The 20,189-nt window shown below is 62.9% G+C and carries 13 protein-coding genes and 1 tRNA gene; 10 read left to right on the top strand and 4 right to left on the bottom strand.

From position 1 onward, the window contains the following. The gene (gene aceA, locus FJ943_RS24845) at window positions 1–1,290 is read right to left on the bottom strand and encodes an isocitrate lyase (RefSeq protein WP_023772829.1); all 1,290 of its coding nucleotides are present in this window, start codon (window positions 1,288–1,290) and stop codon (window positions 1–3) included. A gap of 224 nt (window positions 1,291–1,514) precedes the next feature. Here aceA and FJ943_RS24840 point away from each other — a divergent pair, with 224 nt between their 5' ends. The 7 genes from FJ943_RS24840 to FJ943_RS24810 all read left to right on the top strand — a co-directional run bounded on the left by FJ943_RS24840 (window position 1,515) and on the right by FJ943_RS24810 (window position 9,578). Beyond that, window positions 1,515–2,963, top strand: a complete 1,449-nt coding sequence (locus FJ943_RS24840; RefSeq protein ID WP_140725798.1) for an XRE family transcriptional regulator — start codon at window positions 1,515–1,517, stop codon at window positions 2,961–2,963. Between the two features lie 147 nt (window positions 2,964–3,110). Next, entirely contained in the window at window positions 3,111–4,010 is a 900-nt protein-coding gene (locus FJ943_RS24835; protein ID WP_140660795.1) for a DUF2167 domain-containing protein, read from the top strand. A gap of 176 nt (window positions 4,011–4,186) precedes the next feature. Beyond that, window positions 4,187–5,140 (top strand): DMT family transporter, encoded by a 954-nt coding sequence (locus FJ943_RS24830; protein ID WP_140715805.1) that lies wholly within the window; start codon window positions 4,187–4,189, stop codon window positions 5,138–5,140. 328 nt (window positions 5,141–5,468) lie between these two features. Further along, window positions 5,469–6,566, top strand: coding sequence for a polyamine ABC transporter substrate-binding protein (locus tag FJ943_RS24825; protein WP_023772832.1), 1,098 nt, complete (start codon window positions 5,469–5,471; stop codon window positions 6,564–6,566). A 76-nt stretch (window positions 6,567–6,642) separates the two neighbouring features. After that, the gene (locus FJ943_RS24820) at window positions 6,643–7,785 is read left to right on the top strand and encodes an ABC transporter ATP-binding protein (RefSeq protein ID WP_140725795.1); all 1,143 of its coding nucleotides are present in this window, start codon (window positions 6,643–6,645) and stop codon (window positions 7,783–7,785) included. Window positions 7,786–7,794: 9 nt separating this feature from the next. Further along, window positions 7,795–8,763 carry an ABC transporter permease subunit gene (locus FJ943_RS24815; RefSeq protein WP_140725792.1) on the top strand — a complete coding sequence of 323 codons (969 nt, stop codon included), beginning with the start codon at window positions 7,795–7,797 and terminating at the stop codon, window positions 8,761–8,763. After that, complete coding sequence (locus tag FJ943_RS24810) at window positions 8,760–9,578, top strand: ABC transporter permease subunit (protein WP_015316315.1); 819 nt, start codon at window positions 8,760–8,762, stop codon at window positions 9,576–9,578. The genes FJ943_RS24815 and FJ943_RS24810 overlap by 4 nt, the downstream gene beginning before the upstream one ends. A 26-nt stretch (window positions 9,579–9,604) precedes the next feature. Here the strand turns inward: FJ943_RS24810 and FJ943_RS24805 are convergent, their stop codons facing one another. Further along, on the bottom strand, window positions 9,605–11,458 hold the full coding sequence (locus FJ943_RS24805) for an AsmA family protein (RefSeq protein ID WP_140614648.1): 1,854 nt from the start codon (window positions 11,456–11,458) through the stop codon (window positions 9,605–9,607). Between the two features lie 204 nt (window positions 11,459–11,662). On the opposite strand from FJ943_RS24805, the gene FJ943_RS24800 reads away from it, so the two are divergent. Further along, window positions 11,663–13,621 carry an acetoacetate--CoA ligase gene (locus FJ943_RS24800; RefSeq protein WP_140725789.1) on the top strand — a complete coding sequence of 653 codons (1,959 nt, stop codon included), beginning with the start codon at window positions 11,663–11,665 and terminating at the stop codon, window positions 13,619–13,621. A gap of 245 nt (window positions 13,622–13,866) precedes the next feature. Here the strand turns inward: FJ943_RS24800 and FJ943_RS24795 are convergent, their stop codons facing one another. Next, window positions 13,867–17,763, bottom strand: coding sequence for a PAS domain S-box protein (locus tag FJ943_RS24795; RefSeq protein WP_140725786.1), 3,897 nt, complete (start codon window positions 17,761–17,763; stop codon window positions 13,867–13,869). Window positions 17,764–18,011: 248 nt separating this feature from the next. Between FJ943_RS24795 and FJ943_RS24790 the strand changes: the two genes are divergently transcribed. Together FJ943_RS24790 and FJ943_RS24785 are read left to right on the top strand one after the other, a co-directional pair. After that, window positions 18,012–18,470, top strand: coding sequence for a phasin (locus FJ943_RS24790; protein ID WP_015316319.1), 459 nt, complete (start codon window positions 18,012–18,014; stop codon window positions 18,468–18,470). Between the two features lie 351 nt (window positions 18,471–18,821). Beyond that, window positions 18,822–18,898 (top strand) — tRNA-His (locus FJ943_RS24785). Between the two features lie 217 nt (window positions 18,899–19,115). Here FJ943_RS24785 and FJ943_RS24780 read toward each other — a convergent pair. After that, on the bottom strand, window positions 19,116–20,135 hold the full coding sequence (locus FJ943_RS24780; protein WP_140725783.1) for an NAD-dependent epimerase: 1,020 nt from the start codon (window positions 20,133–20,135) through the stop codon (window positions 19,116–19,118). Between the last annotated feature and the right edge of the window lie 54 nt (window positions 20,136–20,189).

The raw sequence follows: 20,189 nt of genomic DNA, 5'->3' as shown, positions 1-20,189 counted from the left end.
CTATTCCGCGGCCGGCTTGAACTGCGCGTGCTCGGTCGATTCATGCATGGCCGTGGTCGACGACCGGCCGCCGGTGATCGCCATAGAGACCGCGTCGAAATAGCCGGTGCCGACCTCGCGCTGGTGCTTGGTCGCGGTATAGCCATTGGCTTCCGCCGCGAATTCCGCTTCCTGCAACTCGGAATAGGCCGCCATCTGCCGCGCCTTGTAGCCGCGGGCGAGTTCGAACATGCCGTAGTTGAGCTGGTGGAAGCCGGCCAGCGTGATGAATTGGAACTTGTAGCCCATGGCGCCCAGTTCCCTCTGGAACTTGGCGATCGTCGCGTCGTCGAGATTCTTCTTCCAGTTGAACGACGGCGAGCAATTGTAGGCGAGCAGCTTGCCTGGATGGTGCCTGCGCACCCCCTCGGCGAATTTCTTGGCCTGCGCCAGGTCGGGCTTCGAGGTCTCGCACCAGATCAGGTCGGCGTGCGGCGCATAGGCAATGGCCCGCGCGATGCAAGGCTCGATGCCGTTCCGGACCTGGTAGAAGCCTTCCACCGTGCGGCCGGCATCATAGTCGACGAAGGGCTGGTCGCGTTCATCGATATCGGAGGTCAGCAGCTTTGCAGCTTCCGCGTCCGTGCGTGCCACGACCAAGGTGGGCGTGGCCATCACGTCGGCCGCGAGCCGCGCCGCGTTGAGGTTGCGGATATGCGCCGCGGTCGGGATCAGCACCTTGCCGCCGAGATGGCCGCACTTCTTCTCCGACGCCAACTGGTCCTCGTAATGGACGCCAGCGGCACCGGCCTCGATGAACGCCTTCATGATCTCGAAGGCGTTGAGCGGACCGCCGAAGCCGGCTTCCGCGTCGGCAACGATCGGTGCGAACCAGGTCTCCACAGAAAGCCCCTTGCCTTCGGAGGTTTCGATCTGGTCGGCGCGCTGCAGCGTGCGGTTGATGCGCTTGACCAGTTCGGGCGCCGCATTGGCCGGATAGAGCGACTGGTCCGGATACATCGCCGAGGCGGTGTTTGCGTCGGCAGCGACCTGCCAGCCCGACAGGTAGATCGCCTTCAGCCCGGCGCGCACCTGCTGCATCGCCTGGTTGCCGGACATGGCGCCGAGCGCGTTGACGAAGTCCTCCTCGTGGATAAGTTTCCACAGCCGGTTGGCGCCCATTTCGGCAAGGCTCTGACGAATCTGCACCGAACCGCGCAGCCGCTTCACGTCCTCCGGCGAATAGGGACGTTCAATGCCGTCGAAGCGACCTTCAGGCGCCGAGGGGACGAGGTTGTAAAAATCAGTCATTGGTCACTCCGAAGATTTCTGCACAGCCAATTCTCGGGCCGCTTCTATGTGACTGAATTTACATTTTGGCGCCGCATGAGCTAGAAAAATCAGCAGAACCGAGTGGATATAACGGAAAATCTGTGTTGTGTTTGACAGCAAGGCACTGTAAATTTGTCAATCCTGTAAAGCGAAGAGAGGCGGGATGCAGCTGGCGGCGTGTAAACTCCTGTCAAGAATTGGCGATGGCTGACCAGAAGATTTTCGCTGGGCCGCGCATCCGCCGCATCCGTGGCGCCAAGGGCCTGACCCAGACGGCGATGGCCGAGGGGCTCGGCATCTCGCCGTCCTACCTCAACCTGATCGAGCGCAACCAGCGGCCGCTGACGGTGCAATTGATCCTGAAGCTCGCCTCCGTCTACAAAGTCGATCCGCATGAGCTTCAGGGCGAGGCAAGGGGATCGGTCGCTGCCCTCAAGGAGGTGTTCACCGATCCGCTGCTGGTCGGCGAACTGCCGGGAGACCAGGAATTGATCGAGTTTGCCGAGGCGGCGCCCAACGCCTCCGCCGCGGTGATAAAACTGTTCCGCGCCTATCGCGAGCAAGCCGAGCGGCTGTCCGATCTCAACGAGCTTCTGGCCCGCGAGGGCCGGGCGACCGCCCTCTCTGGCGCCCGCCTGCCGATCGACGAGGTGCGCGAGATTTTCGAGCGGCGACCGAACCATTTCGCCTCGCTCGAGGAAGAGGCCGAGGCGTTCACGTCGGTGCTCGATCCCGGCGACGACCTGCTTGGCGCCTTGAAGGCATGGCTGAAGCGCGAATACGGCATCGTGGTCAAGGTTCTCCCGGTCGCCACCATGCCGAACTGGCGCCGCCGCTACGACCGCCACTCGCAGCGCCTGTTCCTGTCCGAGCGTCTGTCGCCGTTCGACCAGTTGCGTGAAGTCGCGATGGAGGCCTGCCTTATCCGCATGTCGGTTGCGGTCGCCAGTGAGATCCAGGCACTGAGGCTGACCACGGACGAGGCGCGCCGCCTTGCCCGCTTCGAACTCGGCCGCTACGCCGCCCATGCGCTGATGATGCCCTATCTGCCCTTTCACGCGGCGGCCGTTCGCTCACGCTACGACATTGATGTCCTGCGCTCGCGCTTCGGCGTTTCCTTCGAGCAGGCGGCAAACCGGCTGACCATGCTTCAGCGGCCAGCTGCTTCCGGCGTGCCCTTCTTCATGCTGGAGATCGACAATGCGGGAAACCGCTTCCGCAAGGCCGGCAGCCAGGGCTTTCCGCAAAGCCGCTTCGGCGGGGGCTGTGCCAAGCTTCCCGTGCATGTCGCCTTCACTCAGCCGGGCCAGATATTCGTCGAGGCGGTGGAAATGCCCGACGGCGCCGAGTTCCTGTGCATCGCCCGCACGCTGGAGGGGCCGCAAGGCGCGTTCTCCGAACGACCCCGCCGCACGGCACTGCTGCTCGGCTGCGACATCGGCTTTCGCGACGACATCGTCTATGGCACGGTGCTGCCTGGCGCGGCGACCGGCGCGAAGATGGGGGCGGGCACCGTCGCGGCGACGCCTGTCGGCCCCGCCTGCCGGCTTTGCGAGCGCGCCGGCTGCCTGGCGCGCGCAGAGCCGCCGGTGACGCGACCGCTCGGCCTCGACGAGATGGTCACCGGCTTGAGTGCCTTCGACTTCCAGTGATGTCGTGGTGACTTGCCGCGCGAAGAAGAAGACTGCTTCCTACTCAGGAAGACAATAAGCCGTCACGCTAAACATAGCGGATGCAATATTGATTGAGCATTGCTGTTAAGATATCAACGACAATCTGTGCAGCGATCGGGGGGATTGATGAGCCGGATAGCTCTTTGGCTTGGTTTGGGCCTTGCCCTTTCGGTCTGGCCCGCTCAGGCGGAAAAATCCTCGGATTTTTTTAAATCTTACCAAGGGTACAATGACGACGGCAAGGCTTTCCTGGACAAAATCGAGCCGAAGATCGGCACGGTGGACCTTGCCGAAGGTGTACACCTGACCCTCGGCGATAAGTTCTATTTTCTTAACAAGAAAGACACTGCCTCTGTTTTGACAGAAGCCTGGGGCAATCCTGCCAGTTCCGCTGCCGATTCGGTCGGCATGATCTTTCCGGCCAAATATGATCCCATTGCCGATGGCAATTGGGGCATAGAGTTGCGATGGGAGAAGATAGGCTATGTCGATGATGGCGACGCCGCATCCATCGACTACGGCGAGTTGCTGCGCACCATGCAGGCGGACACATTGTCAGGCAACGATCAAAGGGCAAAGGATGGCTTTCCTCCCATTACCTTGATCGGCTGGGCCTCGCCGCCAGTCTACGACTCGGTCAACAAGCGTTTGCACTGGGCAAAGGAACTGCAATTCGGAGACGATACCGTCCACACGCTCAACTACGACGTCCGTTTTCTGGGTAAGGAGGGCGTTTTTGTGATGAGTTATATCGCTACGGTGGAGCAATTGCCGGAGATAAGGCAAAGCCTGGACGAAGTCCTTGGCCTCGCCGCCTTCAATACCGGGAAGAAATACACTGATTTCATACCCGGCTCCGATACAGTTGCGGCAGTTGGCATTGGTGGCCTCATAGCGGGAAAATTGGCGGCGAAGGCGGGCCTTCTGGCCGTGGCGCTCATTGCGCTGAAGAAATTCGGTTTGATCTTGCTGGTTCCCTTGGCCGGAGTCTGGCGCTTCATTCGCGGCAACAAGCGCACGTCGTAGGCGTCGCCCAAGCGCTGCTGACTGTTGTCGGGCGCGCCGGTAGGGTGCCGGCAGTGCGCCAAACGGAACACTGCACTGGATCACGCCTCGCCAATGCCTTTGCGGTACGCGAACAGGGTACGTTCTTGTCGTCTCCTGCGCATCGTGCCGTCCTCAAAATCTCGACAGTCGCGCCCATGACCGACACCACATCAAGGCAGATCGCCACGTCCGCGGCCATCCCGCCGCGCGAGGAGCGCATCGGCTTCCTTCTGGTGTTCCTGTCGGCACTGATGTGGAGTTTCGGCGGCACCATCGCTCGGTTCATCACGGTCGGCGACAGTTGGACCGTGATATTCTGGCGCTCCGCGTGGGCTGCCGTCTTCCTGCTTTGCTTCATGGTCTGGCGTGACGGCTGGCGCGGCATGCTGAAATCATTCCGCGACATGGGCCTGCCAGGCATTGCGGTGGGGTTCTGCTTCGCCATTGCGTCGACCTCGTTCGTGGTGGCGCTTGCCTATACCACCGTCGCCAATATTCTTTTGATGCAAGCCGGCGTGCCGCTTCTGGCGGCCCTGTTTGCCTGGGCGCTGTTCCGCGAAAAGGTAACCGTCGCGACCTGGATAGCAATCGTCGCCGTCATCGCCGGCGTCGCCATCATGGTGTCTGAATCTGTTGACGGCGCCGTCTCGCCCATAGGCGATGGACTGGCGCTGCTGATCGCGTTCATGTTCTCGATCGCCACCGTCATCACCCGGCGCTTCTCCAGCGTCCGCATGACGCCGGCGACCTGTCTCGGCACGATTCTGGCGGCGGGCTTCGCTGCCTCGCAGGCCTCGACGTTCGCGGTGTCGGCCGGCGACATGGGCCTTCTCCTCGTCTTCGGCGTGGTCAATCTCGGCCTTGGCCTTGCATTCTTCGCCACTGGCGCGCGCTTGATCCCGGCGGCTATCGCGGCGTTGCTCGGCACGTTCGAGCCGATCCTGGGGCCGATATGGGTCTGGCTCATCCATTCCGAGGTGCCGTCCGGGCGCACCATCGTCGGCGGCGCGGTGGTGGTCACGGCGCTGCTTGTCCATATCGGGCTCGAATTCAAGCGCCAGGCGCGGCCTCAGCGGGCTGGGGTCACCGGGGTGCCTTCGCCTAATTGATGCGGGCGCCGAAGCTTTGCCCATTGACAATGTCGCTGCCACCCGGGCAGGCTGGGAACACGGCAACAACAAGACAGGCGTATCTTGCCAAGTCTCCCCGGCGGCCCGATCGAGACCGGACCACATTCTAGTATCTCTGACCGTACGGCGGCGAAAGCTTCTGACGGCATCGCAATTCCTTCCCGCCCCGACCGAGTGGGCGGCCGTCGGCAGCGTGCCGAATGGCGGTCGTCGACCTCTGGAAAGCTCAACAGTCTAAAGCAAATGCCCGGCCGCGCGAGCATGTCGCGACGCGCCGGCAATGGAACACTCACCAAAGGAGAATAGCATGATCCGCAAAGCGCTCTGGCTTTCGGCAACCTCGGTATTTCTGGCGCTTTTGACGCCCGCCGGTCACGCCGCGGACCGCGTCGTCAACGTCTTCAACTGGTCGGATTACATCGACAGTTCGATCATCGATGATTTCACCAAGAAAACCGGCATCAAGGTCGTTTACGATACGTTCGATTCCAACGAGATCCTCGAAACCAAGCTGCTCGCCGGCGGCAGCGGCTACGACGTCGTCGTGCCGAGCGGCAATTTCCTGGCCCGCCAGATCCAGGCCGGTGTGTTCCAGAAACTCGACAAGTCGAAGCTGCCGAACCTCTCCAACATGTGGGACACGGTTACGGAGCGCACCGCCAAATACGATCCCGGCAACGAATACTCGGTCAATTACATGTGGGGCACGGTCGGCATCGGCTACAACACCAAGAAAGTGCAGGCAGCGCTCGGCACCGACAAGATCGACAGCTGGGATACCTTCTTCAACCCCGATAGCCTGGCCAAATTGAAGGATTGCGGCGTCTATGTGCTGGATTCTCCATCCGACATCCTGCCGGCGGCGCTGAAGTACCTCGGTCTCGACCCCAACAGCACGTCGCCCGACGATATCGCCAAGGCCGAGGAAGCTCTTCTCAAGGTCCGTCCCTATATCAGGAAGTTCCACTCGTCCGAATACATCAACGCACTTGCCAATGGCGATATCTGCCTGGCGGTCGGCTGGTCGGGTGACGTGTTCCAGGCTCGCAACCGCGCGGTCGAGGCCAAGCAAGGCGTGGAAATCGGCTATTCCGTGCCGAAGGAAGGCGCCCAGATGTGGTTCGATCAGATGGCGATCCCCGCCGACGCGCCGCACGTCGCCGAGGCGCTTGAATTCATCAACTACATGATGACGCCGGAAGTGATCGCTAAGTCGTCGAACTATGTCCTTTATGCCAACGGCAACAAGGCATCGCAGCAATTCGTGGACAAGGCGCTGCTCGACGATCCCTCGGTCTATCCGGACGCCGCGACCTTGCAGAAGCTCTATACCACCCAGCCTTACGATCCCAAGACCCAGCGCATCGTCACGCGCAGCTGGACCAAGATCGTCACCGGCCAGTAGGCAATCCGGCGCGACCCCGGCAGCCAACTGCCGGGGTCGATTTCTTTTGGGGAATAAAAAAGTATGGAGTGGGGATATGAAATCGCTTGGCAGCATCCGCAGGGACTTCGCGCCATGGAACGACCCGAACGCCAAGCCATATATCCAGTTCGACAATGTCACCAAGAAGTTTGGTGACTTTACCGCCGTCAACAATCTGTCGCTGACCATTTTCGAGCGTGAATTCTTCGCTCTGCTTGGCGCATCGGGTTGCGGAAAGTCGACGCTGCTCAGGATGCTTGCCGGCTTCGAGGAGCCGACGGCCGGGCGCATCCTGCTCGACGGCCAGGATCTGCGCGGCATTCCGCCCTATCGCCGGCCGGTCAACATGATGTTCCAGTCTTATGCCTTGTTCCCGCATATGACCGTCGAGAAGAACATCGCCTTCGGTCTCAAACAGGAAGGCATGCCGAAGCCGGATATCGAAAAACGCGTCGCCGACATGCTGAAGCTGGTCAAGCTCGAGCAGTTCGCCAAGCGCAAGCCGCACCAGCTTTCCGGCGGCCAGCGCCAGCGCGTCGCGCTTGCCCGCTCGGTCGCCAAGCGACCGAAGGTGCTGCTGCTCGACGAGCCGCTCGGCGCGCTCGACAAGAAACTGCGCGAGGAAACCCAGTTCGAACTGATGGATCTGCAGCAGGAGCTTGGTCTCACCTTCGTCGTCGTCACCCATGATCAGGAAGAGGCGATGACGATGGCCGATCGCATCGCCATCATGGACAAGGGCGAAGTCATGCAGGTGGCGACGCCGCCGGAAGTCTATGAAGCCCCGACGTCGCGCTTCGTCGCCCATTTCGTCGGCAACGTGAACATGTTCGAGGGCAAGGTTGCCGAACAGGCGGCCAACACGACGCGCATTACAGGTCCAAGCGGAGCTCAGATCGTCGTCGAGAACGGTGGCGCGGCTGCGAAGGCCAATGCGGATATCGTCTTCGCCGTCAGGCCGGAGAAGATCAGGGTCTCGTCTAAGAAGCCGGCCGATGCCGTCAACGCGCTGGAAGGTGAGGTTTACGACATCGCCTATCTCGGCGACATGACTGTCTATCACGTCAGGCTGGACGACGGGCAGATCGTGCGGGCAAGCGCCTTGAACGCGGCCCGTCTGACCGAGGATCCACTGACCTGGAACGACCGTGCCTGGGTGTCTTTCCGGCCCGACGCCGGCGTCGTGCTGGCACGGTAGGGGACGGCCATGTCCAACATCGCCGTTACGGATGCCGCCGCGCCACCGACCGCCGCCAATCCGTTCCTGACGCGGCTCGGTGCCGGCTTCGTCAGCCGGCTCGTCATCATCGTTCCCTATCTCTGGCTGCTGTTCTTCTTTCTTGTCCCCTTTGTCATCGTCTTCAAGATCTCGTTGTCGCAAACGGCTATCGCCATGCCACCCTATACGCCGGTGCTCGATTTCAGGGACGGCGTTTCCGGTTTCTTCGCCGGCTTTCGCGACCTCAACTTCGACAATTATGTCTGGCTGACGCAGGACGCACTCTATTTCAAGGCCTATCTCACCAGCGTCGTCATCGCTGCCATCTCGACGGTGCTGACCCTGCTGGTTGGCTATCCCATCGCCTATGGCATGGCCCGCGCTCCGGCGACAATCCGCCCGACATTGCTGATGCTGGTCATCCTGCCGTTCTGGACGTCGTTCCTGATCCGCGTCTATGCCTGGATCGGCATCCTCAAGCCCGAGGGCCTGCTCAACCAGCTGCTCTTGTCGCTGCACATCGTCAACCAGCCGCTGGTGATCCTCAACACCTACACGGCCATCTTCATCGGCATCGTCTATTCCTACCTGCCGTTCATGGTGCTGCCGCTTTATTCGTCGCTGGAAAAAATGGACTATTCGCTGATCGAGGCAGCCAAGGACCTCGGCTGCCCGCCGACGTCAGCCTTCTGGAAGATCACTTTTCCGCTGTCGTTGCCCGGCGTCATAGCCGGCTGCCTGCTGGTGTTCATCCCGGCCGTCGGCGAGTTCGTCATCCCCGATTTGCTCGGCGGCTCGCAGACGCTGATGATCGGCAAGACGCTGTGGAACGAGTTTTTCGCCAATCGTGACTGGCCGGTGTCGTCGGCCGTTGCCGTCATCCTGCTGCTGCTGCTGATCGTACCGATCGTGTTGTTCCAGCATGCCCAGGCCCGCGCGCAGGAGCAGGACAAATGAACACCACCTGGAGCCGCTTCAACATCACCTCGATCACGCTCGGTTTTGCCTTTCTCTATTTGCCGATCGTGCTGCTCGTCGTCTTCTCCTTCAACGAGTCCAAGCTCGTCACCGTCTGGGGCGGCTTTTCCACCAAATGGTACGTATCGCTGTTCCACAATCAGGGTCTGATGGACGCCGCATGGGTGACCATCCGCGTCGGTCTGATTTCAGCGACCGTGGCCACCGTTCTCGGCACAATGGGGGCCCTGGCGCTGACCCGCTACACACGCTTCCGGGGCAGGGTCCTGTTCTCCGGCATGATCTTCGCACCATTGGTCATGCCTGATGTCATTACCGGCCTGTCGCTGCTCCTGCTGTTTGTCGCAATCGGCATGGATCGCGGCATGACGACCGTGATCCTCGCGCATATCACCTTCACGATGTGCTTTGTCGCTGTTGTCGTGCAGTCGCGGCTTGTCAGCTTCGATCGCTCACTGGAAGAAGCCGCCATGGATCTCGGCGCGCCGCCTGTGAAGACCTTTTTCCAGATCACCCTGCCAGTCATTCTGCCGGCGATCGTGTCCGGCTGGATGCTGGCCTTCACGCTGTCACTGGACGACCTGGTCATCGCCAGCTTTGCTTCGGGCCCTGGCGCCACCACGCTGCCGATGAAGATATACAGCCAGGTCCGCCTCGGTGTGACGCCGGAGATCAATGCCGCCTGCACCCTTCTGATCGCGATCGTCACGGTTGGCGTCATCATCGCTTCCGTCGCCAATAAGCGGCGCGAGGTGCAGCGGCAGCTTGACGAGCGGGCCGCGCAACGCGGTTAGAAGCGTTTCAACTGAGGGGCCAGGCCTTATTCGCCCGAAACGCCGCGGCTGATGGGTGAAATGAACGGCGTGCTCCAGGTTCCGCCGACGAAAAACGACGACTGGTTGGGCCCCTGCTGGCCGCTCTTCTGCGTTGCTGGCTGATCCGGCTGGATGACACCGCCCGACAGCGCCAGTCCGCGTCCTGCGTAGGATGCGATGCCGGAAAGCCAGATCTTGTATTTCGCCGAATTGGCCTCGGCCTTGTCCAGTCTGGCCACGCCTCGCGAAATGGTTGCCTTCACTTCGGCGCCATCGATGGGCAGCGTCCCGTCCGAGACATCGTCGAGCGCGAAGAAGCCGCCTTGTTCGGTATGCTTGAGAAAGGCCGGCAGGTTGAACTTGCTGAGCGCGCCAGGGCCAAAGGTCGCCGAGACAGAGCCGTCGGCGTTCTCAAAAACCGAATCCCAGGTCCTTCCTGGTCCCTTGAGGATGACCGAGACGGTGCCCGTGCCGACCGGCACCAGCCGGGTCATCCCGGCCGCGGTGCCGAACGCCCCGCCATCGACATCGGAGGCCAGCAGCCGGATCTCGACCTGGGTGCCCTCGGGCTTGCGGTCGAAACGAAGGCTGGTCTGGATGTTGCCGCCGAAGGCGGAGGCGTCGGAGATGTCGAAGACGGAAAGGCCATCCTTGACCTGCGCGGTGGCCGCGACATCGGCAAGCTGGATGCTCCCTGCGGTCGCATGCGCCGCCGACAGCCTGAGATCGAGGTTGACCCGGTCGGCGAAACTCGTGTCGATCTGACCTGGTTCGCCGCTGCTCGCCGGTCCCAGCGACGTGAAGGCGGATAGAAACGACCTGAGGTCGAGCGTGTCGAAGGCAAGTGTGCCCGAGATCACCGGCTGTGCCTCGCCAAGCGACACGTCCAGCGCACCCATGCCCGGATTGTTGTCCAGCGCCAGCGCCGTGTTCTCGAACTTGACGCGTCCGGCCGATGCCGTGACCTTGCTGGAAATGCTGACCGAGCCGATCGCGGCGCTCGGCGCGATGCCGGCCTGCGACCATTCCAGTACGCGGCGCAGCGAAGGAGCCGCGAATTTTACCTGGCCGTCGAAATAGGCGTTTTCGGACATGCTGGCCGTGCCGTCGAAGGAAAAGGTGGCCGGCGCCGCCTTGAAGGACAGGGTCAGCGGCGCCATGCCCCCGGCAAACAGCACCAGCGGCCTCGGCGAGGCAGCATCCACGGTCACGCTTTCGCCACGCCAGATCCCGGTCGCGGACAGTGTTGCATTGCTGTTCATCGCCGCCCAGTTGGCCTGGCCGCTAAGACTGCTCAGGATCTCTTCATCCTTGCCGTTGACGGACGCCACCATGCGGCCGTCCCTGAACTCCACAGTGCCGAACGTGTCGGCCGGCAGCTTGTCGAGGTCGGGCTTGGCGGGGTCGGCGTTGACCAGGCCACGGGCCGCATCGATGGAGCGCGCGATGCGCCCGCCGGTCGGCGCCGTGGGCAGGAACAGACCGTCCGCCGTGCGCTGGACCCGGATCGTCGGCCGCACCAGCCGTGCCGTGGAAAACACCACATCGCCCTGCAATGCCGCCATGGCCGAGAGGTCGACCTCGACCCGTTCGGCTTCGACGACCGGCGGCGCATCGCCGTCGGTCCATTTTGACAGCGTCACATCGGTCAGGATCGCGCGGAAATTCGGCCAGACCTCGATTCGTGGCGACCCCTCGATGGCAACCCGAAAGCCACTCCAGGCGCTCAATTCCCACGCGATGCGGTCACGCACGATCCGCGTCGAGGCGATCAGCGGCAGGGCCGCGACCACCAGAGCGATGACGATCGCGGCAGCGCCGATCGCCCATACTCCGCGGCGGATCAAGGATGATGGCATATAGCCCCGTATGCTTCCATTCCGACAAAAACGAGCGTCCGACGGGTATAACCCCTGTCGTCACTACGACTTAGGGCCGACGCATTTCAAGTCTTTATGGCCCGGCGATGGCATTTGCGCACACCTGACCGCATCGGCCCAACAAAATCTTGCTCTGCCGCGCAGCGATATGCATAAGCGATGGCGACCGTGGGAGGATCGATCATGGCTGGCGAACTACCGCTCTGGACCCCGACGCAAGACCAGATTGATGCCTCGCCATTGACCGCTTTCATGAAGGCCGCGGCAGCGAGTACCGGCAGTCCATTCTCGTCCTATGCCGACCTCCACCTCTGGTCGGTCGAGAACCGGGAGGCGTTCTGGGGTCTCGTCTGGGATTTCTGCGGTCTTGAAGGCGACAAGGGTGAACGACTGCTGCTCGACGGCGAGAAGATGCCCGGCGCCTCTTTCTTTCCGGACGCATCTTTGAATTTCGCCGAAAACCTTCTGAAAAAGACCGGCGCTGGCGAGGCCATCGTCTTTCGCGGCGAGGACAAGGTCGAGAGGCGGCTGTCGTGGAATGAACTGCATGGCCTGGTCTCGCGCCTGCAGCAGCTTTTCCTGGCGCTCAAGGTGAAGAAGGGTGACCGTATAGCGGCGATGATGCCCAACATGCCCGAAGCCGTCGCCGCCATGCTGGCGGCGGCCTCCATCGGGGCGGTGTGGTCATCCTGTTCTCCCGATTTCGGCGAGCAGGGCGTGCTCGATAGGTTCGGCCAGATCGAGCCCGTCATCTTCATCGCGCCGGACGGCTATTGGTATAATGGCAAGGCGATCGAGGTCGCCGACAAGGTCAAGGCGGTCGCGGCCAGGCTCGGCGGCGTCCGCAAAGTCCTGCTCGTCGACTATCTTGGCACCTCCGCCGACGTGGCTGATACCATCGACAAGGCAGTGGCGATGGAAGAGGCCCTGTCGCCCTTTGCCGTCAGGCCCGTCACCTTCGAGCGGCTGCCGTTTTCGCATCCGCTCTACATCCTGTTTTCGTCCGGTACCACCGGCGTTCCCAAATGCATCGTCCATTCGGCCGGCGGCACGCTCATTCAGCATGTCAAGGAACACCGGTTGCATGCCGGCCTCGGCGATGGCGACCGCTTCTTCTATTTCACCACCTGCGGCTGGATGATGTGGAACTGGCTGGTTTCGGGCCTCGCTTCCGGCGCCACGTTGCTGCTCTACGACGGTTCTCCCTTCTATCCCGACGGCAATGTGCTGTTCGATTTCGCCGACGCTGAGAAGATGACCTTTTTCGGCACCTCGGCCAAGTTCATCGATTCAGTGCGCAAGGCCGGCCTCAAGCCGATCCGCAGCCATGATCTGTCGACGATACGCGCCATATCCTCCACCGGATCGCCGCTTTCGCCCGAGGATTTCCGCTTCGTCTATGATGGCATCAAGAAGGACGTGCACCTTGCCTCGGTGTCCGGGGGCACCGATATCGTCTCGTGCTTCGTGCTCGGCGTGCCGACCCAGCCGGTCTGGACCGGCGAGATCCAGGGGCCGGGCCTCGGCCTCGCCGTCGACGTCTGGGACGATGACGGCAAGCCGGTCCGGCAGGAGAAGGGAGAGCTGGTGTGCACCAGGGCTTTCCCGTCCATGCCGATCGGCTTCTGGAACGATCCCGACGGCAGGAAATACCAGGCGGCCTATTTCGAGCGTTTCGACAATGTCTGGTGCCATGGCGATTTCGCCGAATGGACCGATCATGGCGGCATGGTCATCCATGGCCGCTCCGACGCGACGCTCAACCCCGGCGGCGTGCGCATCGGCACGGCCGAGATCTACAACCAGGTCGAGCAGATGCCGGAAATCCTGGAGGCGCTGTGCATCGGCCAGGATTTCGACAATGATGTGCGCGTCGTGCTGTTCGTGCGGCTTGCCGCCGGCGTCAAGCTCGACGACGATCTCGAAAAGCGCATCCGGGCCAAGATCCGCGGCGGCGCCAGCCCACGCCATGTTCCGGCCAGGATCGTCGCCGTCTCCGACATCCCCCGCACCAAGTCGGGCAAGATCACCGAGCTTGCGGTGCGCGACGTGGTCCACGGCCGCGCCATCAAGAACAAGGAAGCGCTGGCCAACCCGGAAGCGCTGGAGCTGTTCCGCGACTTGCCGCAGCTCGCGCAGTGAACGCGACCGGCATGGTTAACGAAATATGTCGCCCGAATTTACCTAGATTTCACGAGTGGTACACATTCGTAAATTTTTTGGCGACCCGGTAAGGACTTGTTAAGGCCCGGCGTCGATAGTCGCACGTAACTTGAGGGAGAAATCCCGTTCCTCAGCCCCGAGGATCTGAATTCAGCTCAAGCCCCGTTGTGACAGCAATCCAATTTCCTAAGGCGTCCTTACCGGGCGCCTTTTTTCTTGGCTTGCTATTCCGCGAGCACCCGGGTCGAGGGGAACGCAACCTCGACCAGCGTGCCTTCGCCGGGCGTCGAATTGATGGTGAAGCGGGCGCGGTTGGCTTCCACCATCGCCTTGGTCAGCGGCAGGCCAAGGCCGGTGCCGTCGCCGCGCCCACGCTTCAGCGCATTGATCTGCTTGAACGGCTTCAGCGCCTGCTCGATCTCGGCCTGGCTCATGCCGATGCCGGTGTCACGGACCCGCATGACGACGTCGCCCGAGGTCTCGTAGGCGGTCGAGACGATCACCTGGCCGCCGGCCTGGGTATAGCGCACGGCGTTGGACAGGATGTTGAGCGCGATCTGGCGCACGCTGCGCAGGTCGGCCACCACTTCCGGCAGCCGCGAGGCGAAGCTGGAACGGATGATGACGCGTTCGCGGTTGGCCTGGGGCTGCATCATCGCCACGGTTTCGGCCAGCGTATCGTTGAGCGACACCGCCTCATAAGCCATTTCCTGCTGGCCGGCCTCGATCTTCGAGATATCCAGGAGGTCGTTGACCAGGTCGAGCACGTGGTTGCCCGAGCGGTTGATGTCGCGCAGATAATCGCGGTAGCGGTCATTGGCCACCGGCCCGAACTTCTCGTCGACCATCAGTTCGGAAAAGCCGATGATGGCGTTGAGCGGCGTGCGGATCTCATGGCTGATGCGGGCGAGGAAATCTGTCTTCTGCGAGGAGGCGCGTTCGGCCACCGCGCGCGCCTGGGTGAGATCCTCTTCGGCTCGCTTCCACTGCGTGATGTCGCGCACCACGGCACAGAAGCCGCTGTCGTTGGGCAACCGGCCGATGGTCATGAACAGCGGGATGAAGCGTCCCTGTGCTTCGCGGCCGATCACCTCGCGGCCGTCATTCAAGACGCTCGCCACACCAGGCTCCGACAGGCCGGTGAGATAGTCGCGCGCCGCGCGCTGGCTCTCGATGGCAAACAGCGAGGCGAAGGGCTTGCCGGTCACCTCGTCGCTGTCGAAACCGAACAGCGCCTCGGCCGGGCGGCTGATCGAACGGATGGTGCCGTCGCTGCCGATCAGCACGACCCCGTCGGTAGCTGTGTCGATGATGGTGCGCATCTCTGCGATGCGTGCCTTGAGCTCGGAAATGTCGGGCTGCGTCGGCTCCTCGCCGATCGCATGCGCTGCCGCGGGCGCATCATCCTCGCCGGAACGGCGAACGACCAGCATCAGGGCCTTGCCGTCGCGCCAGGGCACGGAGCGCAGGATGGCGTCGATCGGGAATTCCTGCCCGTCGCGCGTCTTCAGCCGCAGCGCCCGGTCGCTGCCGTCGGAGGCGCCGTCATCGGCATAGGGATCGGCAAACAAAGCGCCGAGGCCGCCCGCATCCTCGAGGTCCTCCAGCGTCGCGTACCTGGTCAGGTCGAGGAATTCCTCGTTGGCATAGTGCAACTGGTCGCCTGAATGGATGATCAGCGGCACCGGCAGCTTGCCGAGCAGCGATGTATCCGGCGTCTTGTTTTCTGTGCCGACGGAAAAAGCCGACGGCATGAACCCTTCGGTCTTGAGCGGCGGTACCTGCAGCCGTGGCGGCTGGATGAGCGTCTCGGCCGCGTGATGCGTGCCGCCGGTTCCGCCGGTGGCCGCAATCGCTTGATCGCCGGATGCAGTTGCTGCGTCGCCGGCCCAATCCTCGTCATCCTCGGCGTCGCGAAAATCGTCTGACGTCATGCTGTCGTCATCGGCCGGTGCCTGGGCAGGTTCTGCCTGCGCCGCAGCCTCGCCATCCTCGGCCGTCGTCGCCTCTTTGTCGCTATCGTGGGCGGCATAGTCGAGCAGGGAGCCCGAGGCCTCCGGCGGCGGGGATCCGGAGGCCGGCGCCTGTTGTTCGGCCTGGTCCGGTTGCGCACCGTCGAGCCGCGCCAGATCCCTCTGATCCTCGGCATCGCTTGGGGAAAATTCGCCCGCATCCGGCTCGTCTTCCGCATCGGGCGCTGGTATCTCATGCGCCGGGCCGCTCGCCGGTTCCTGGCTCGAGCCTGCTGGTCCGGCATTCGGGTTGGCGATATCCGCCCGCGGCTTCGCATCGGCCTCCGGCTTGGCCGCGTCGAGCGGCGCGGGCAAAGACCCTGCTCCGGCACCTTGTTCCGCCTGCCTTGCCCGCTCGGCTCCCGCCGGCGGCTCTGCCGTGGAACTATCTCTTTTCAGCCGCTCGCCGATCTCGCGGAATGCGCTGCGTTCCAGCGAGGACAGCCCCTTGTCGTTGGCCGGCTGCCGGTGTTCGGCCAACCGGATGACCTTGTCGGCAAAGCGCCGCTCCGGTTTCGGGACGATGGTCAGCGCCGGCACTTCGCCCTTGAACGGATCCGATGCTTTTGGTTCTTCGGCCTTTGGGTCTTCCGGCATTGTCTCCACGGTTTTCGGCTTGGGTGCCGCCGGCATCTCGCCATTGGGCACCAGGGCCATGCCGATCGCTTCCGGATCGACGACCGCATCCCCGCTTCGCGCGACGCCGAAGCCGCGAAAGCCTTCGAAGGCGCGGCCGCGCCCATAGACAGGCAATGCCGCCAGGTCGACAGGGATCTTCAGGTCGGTACCGACGACCGGCCACAGCACCGAGCGGCCGGACCAGGTGTCGCGCCGCTCCAGCAGGCCGGAGATCTCGCCGGATGCATCAAGGCCGAAGGCCGCCGCCACATCTCGGAAGCGCCGGCCGATCACGTCGGCGGCCGGATGGCCGACGATATCGGCGAATTCCGGCGACAGGGCGCTGAACTTACCCTCGGCGTCGGTCCGCCAGACAAAACGCAGCGGTGCGGCCGAGCGGTCTATCGTCCGGGTGACCACGGTCGCGGTCGGGGCTACGGGCGAGGTGGCCTCGTCTTGCTTTACGCTGTGCGCCGCAGCTTCGGTGCCGACCGCCTCTGCCACGCGTTTCGGTTCCGGCGCGGCTGGCGCGTCGTCTTCTCCGGCATTGAAATACCAATGATCGTGCTGCCCCGGCGTGCCGGCCGCCGGCTGATCATTGTCGGCGGCAGCGGGTGTCGGCCCGGCCGGCTCCTCGATTTCCCGCGCTGTCGGCTCCGGCATCTCGCCAGCCATGGGTTCGGAAGGGACGTGTTCGTGCTCGGTCGCGGCAGCGACGGGCAACTGCTCGCTCGCCTCTGTCGCGGCGGTTCCCACCATCCGAACGCCAACCTCCTCGGCAGGGCTTTCCGTGGTCGCGGGCGAACCGTCTGCCGGAGCCGCGCTGTCCTCGAGTTGGTCCTCGTCTATCACCACCAGCAGATGCCGCTCCGGCGTCAGCCGGGCGAGACCGGCGGGGTAGGAGGTCCTGCCGCCCGGAACGAGGCGCTTGACGATGCGCTCGCCCTCGGCCGCGACGTCTGCCACCAGGGCCGCCAGTGTCGCGGGCTGGATGCCGAGCGCCGAAAATCCCTCCGAGGCGGCCTCGACATTGCCCTTGGCATCGATGAAGGCGATGAAATGGCCGTCTTCGGTAAAGCCGCTGATTGCCCGGCCGGCGATCTCGGCGGCACTGCGCGAGCCGGTCTGCGCGGCCGGCACCGCCAGCATGATGGCATTCTCGCCGTCGGGTAGCGTCACGGCACTGGCAAGAAAGCCGACGGCGCGACTGGTCATGCCGGTCGCCAGGCGCACGGTAATCGATCGATCGACGCCGATCTGGGGAAAACCGCTGGTCGCCATGATCTGGCGGCGTGCGACCAGCGGCAGCCGCGCCGAGGCCCCAATGATCGCTTCGATGTCGGGATAGCCGAACATGGCGGCGCCCGGCCCGTTGGCCCAGATCACCTGCTCGAGGTCCACCGACAGGATCGCGATTGCGTCGCCGGCGGCAAACCGCTGGCGGACCGCGTCAAGCACGGCGACGTCGAGGAAGGAATATTCGGACGGCATGCGCTTGGCGAACCCTCACGGAGCGGCGAATTTGCAGTTAACGCTTTGTTAATAAAAGCCGCAGCCACGAAGGTCCACAAGCCAGAACGTGCAAAGGCTGAATTTTGGCCGTTTGGTTAACGGCCGAAAACATTTTTTTGTGCACTGCAACAAAGATATTGCAATGCACAAGATTTGCCTTTATATTGCCATCATACATGAACGAGACGGCTTTCTGTCAAAGCCGCTGCCGCTGAAAAGGATGGAAAATGTCCAGGACCAAGACCGCCGAGACGATCGAAAACGTTGAATTCCCGAGCTTCGACGCTTCCAAGGCCACCGACCAGATGCGCGCTTTCGCCGAAAAGGGCGTTGAGCAGTCGAAGGAGGCCTACGCCAAGCTCAAGACCGGTGCCGAGGAAACCCAGAAGGCCCTGGAGTCGACCTACGAAACCGCCAAGGCTGTTTCCAGCGACCTGTCGCTCAAGACCATCACCGCGCTGCGCGCCAACGCCGAGGCCGGCTTCTCGCATCTCGAAGCCCTGATCGGCGCGAAGTCGCTGTCGGAAGTCATCGAGTTGCAGACCGCGTTCCTGCGTAAGCGCGTCGAACTGACCGTCGAGCAGGCCAAGGACTTCCAGGCCGTTGCCTCCAAGGCGGCCGAGGACGTCTCGAAGCCGATCAAGACCGCCTTCGAGAAGGCGATCAAGGAAATCAAGGCCGCCTAACAAGTGCGCATCGTCCGCGGATGCAACAAAAGGTCGCATTTTGTCGGACAAATAGATGTGAGATAGTGGCGACCGAGCGAATGCCCGGCGAGTGGAACCTCCTCCCTCTGCTCTTCGGGGTGACCAGCCAGCACCTCCTCCCGCTGGCTCGTAACAGGAAAAGGCCGGCACCTCCTCCCGCCGGCCTTTTTCTTTGCCCGGCGAAAGGGGCGCCGCTGTAGGGAAGTGGCCTTTGCTTTGCAAAAGCCTTGAATTAGAATTCATAAGCCCGTAAGGACGCATCGCCGAACGAAAGAGCGGATCGCGGAGAGTGAACCTTCCACCCCGATCCTGCTACCAACGTTAAGACGTGCCGTTGTAGCTCAGATGGTTAGAGCGCCGGATTGTGGATCCGGAGGTCGCTGGTTCGATCCCAGCCAACGGTACCACTAGCACTCTCCCCATAACCGGTCGAAACTATTGGAGAAGGTTTTTCCAATAGCGGGTCCTTTCCTGATTGCATCGCCTTCGATGCTGCGCCCCTTGCTCTCGCGCACCGCAACTTTCGCGGTGTTCCGGCGCATCAGTAAGTGATGGCTCGACCCGCAAAACCACGCCCCGCTCTTAAACCGTCGGCTGCGGCCCGGGCCTCGCGAACCCGACCCGTCAGCTGTAGAAATCCTGGTACCACTCGACGAACCGCCCCACCCCCTCGGTGACGGAGGTGCGGGGGCGATAGCCGACCGCCGCCTGCAGCGCCGAAGTGTCGGCGAAGGTGTCGGGCACGTCGCCGGCCTGCAGCGGCAGCAGCTCGATCACCGCCTTGCGGCCGAGCGCGTTTTCCAGCGCCTCGACATAGGCGGTCAGCTTCACCGGGTTGTTGTTGCCGATGTTGAAGATGCGCCAGGGCGCGCTGCTGGTCGCCGGGTCCGGACGGCCGGAATCCCAGGTCGGGTTGGCTGCGGCGGGGCTGTCGCTGGCACGGATCACGCCCTCGGCGATGTCCTCGACATAGGTGAAGTCGCGCGTGTGGTTGCCGTTGTTGAATAGCTTGATCGGCTCACCGGCCAGGATGCTCCTGGTGAACAGGAACAGCGCCATGTCAGGGCGTCCCCAGGGGCCGTACACGGTGAAGAAGCGCAGCCCCGTGGTCGGCAGGCCGAACAGGTGGCTGTAGCTGTGCGCCATCAGTTCGTTGGCACGCTTGGTGGCGGCGTAGAACTGCAGCGGATGGTCGGCCGGCCGATGCTCGGAAAACGGCATGTCGGTGTTGGCACCGTAGACGCTCGAGGTGCTGGCATAGGTCAGGTGCCCGACACGGCTGCCGCGGCAGGCCTCGAGCATGTTGGTGTAGGCGATGATGTTGCTCTCGACATAGGCGCGCGGGTTTTCCAGGCTGTAGCGCACGCCGGCCTGGGCGGCGAGATGGATCACCCGGTCGAACGCATGGTCGGCAAAGCAGCCGTCGACCACGCCCCTGTCGGCGAGATCGCCGTGGATGAAATGATAGCCGGCATTGGTCTTGCGGCTCGCCTCGTCCAGGAGCCGCAGCCGCGCCTGCTTGATTTGCGGGTCGTAGTAATCGTTGATGTTGTCGATGCCGACGACCTCGTCACCGCGCTCCAGGAGCCGCCTGGCGACATGATAGCCTATGAAGCCGGCAGCGCCGGTGACCAGTACCTTCATCAGAAGGCATTATAGGTTGCGCCGTGAAGCCGGCATCCTGCGGACGCATGATAT

The organism is Mesorhizobium sp. B2-3-10 (assembly GCF_006442275.1).
GTDB lineage: Bacteria > Pseudomonadota > Alphaproteobacteria > Rhizobiales > Rhizobiaceae > Mesorhizobium > Mesorhizobium australicum.
Note: the sequence above shows the minus strand (reverse complement) of the source record. Positions and strands in the feature narration are given on the sequence as shown.

Excerpts from the sequence above, each read along its gene's own strand:
- FJ943_RS24835 (WP_140660795.1), top strand. The coding sequence starts at position 3,111 with ATGAGCCGGATAGCTCTTTGGCTTGGTTTGGGCCTTGCCCTTTCGGTC.
- FJ943_RS24800 (WP_140725789.1), top strand. The coding sequence starts at position 11,663 with ATGGCTGGCGAACTACCGCTCTGGACCCCGACGCAAGACCAGATTGAT.
- FJ943_RS24830 (WP_140715805.1), top strand. The coding sequence starts at position 4,187 with ATGACCGACACCACATCAAGGCAGATCGCCACGTCCGCGGCCATCCCG.
- FJ943_RS24795 (WP_140725786.1), bottom strand. The coding sequence starts at position 17,763 with ATGCCGTCCGAATATTCCTTCCTCGACGTCGCCGTGCTTGACGCGGTC.
- FJ943_RS24790 (WP_015316319.1), top strand. The coding sequence starts at position 18,012 with ATGTCCAGGACCAAGACCGCCGAGACGATCGAAAACGTTGAATTCCCG.
- FJ943_RS24820 (WP_140725795.1), top strand. The coding sequence starts at position 6,643 with ATGAAATCGCTTGGCAGCATCCGCAGGGACTTCGCGCCATGGAACGAC.
- FJ943_RS24805 (WP_140614648.1), bottom strand. The coding sequence starts at position 11,458 with ATGCCATCATCCTTGATCCGCCGCGGAGTATGGGCGATCGGCGCTGCC.
- aceA (WP_023772829.1), bottom strand. The coding sequence starts at position 1,290 with ATGACTGATTTTTACAACCTCGTCCCCTCGGCGCCTGAAGGTCGCTTC.
- FJ943_RS24825 (WP_023772832.1), top strand. The coding sequence starts at position 5,469 with ATGATCCGCAAAGCGCTCTGGCTTTCGGCAACCTCGGTATTTCTGGCG.
- FJ943_RS24780 (WP_140725783.1), bottom strand. The coding sequence starts at position 20,135 with ATGAAGGTACTGGTCACCGGCGCTGCCGGCTTCATAGGCTATCATGTC.
- FJ943_RS24810 (WP_015316315.1), top strand. The coding sequence starts at position 8,760 with ATGAACACCACCTGGAGCCGCTTCAACATCACCTCGATCACGCTCGGT.
- FJ943_RS24840 (WP_140725798.1), top strand. The coding sequence starts at position 1,515 with ATGGCTGACCAGAAGATTTTCGCTGGGCCGCGCATCCGCCGCATCCGT.
- FJ943_RS24815 (WP_140725792.1), top strand. The coding sequence starts at position 7,795 with ATGTCCAACATCGCCGTTACGGATGCCGCCGCGCCACCGACCGCCGCC.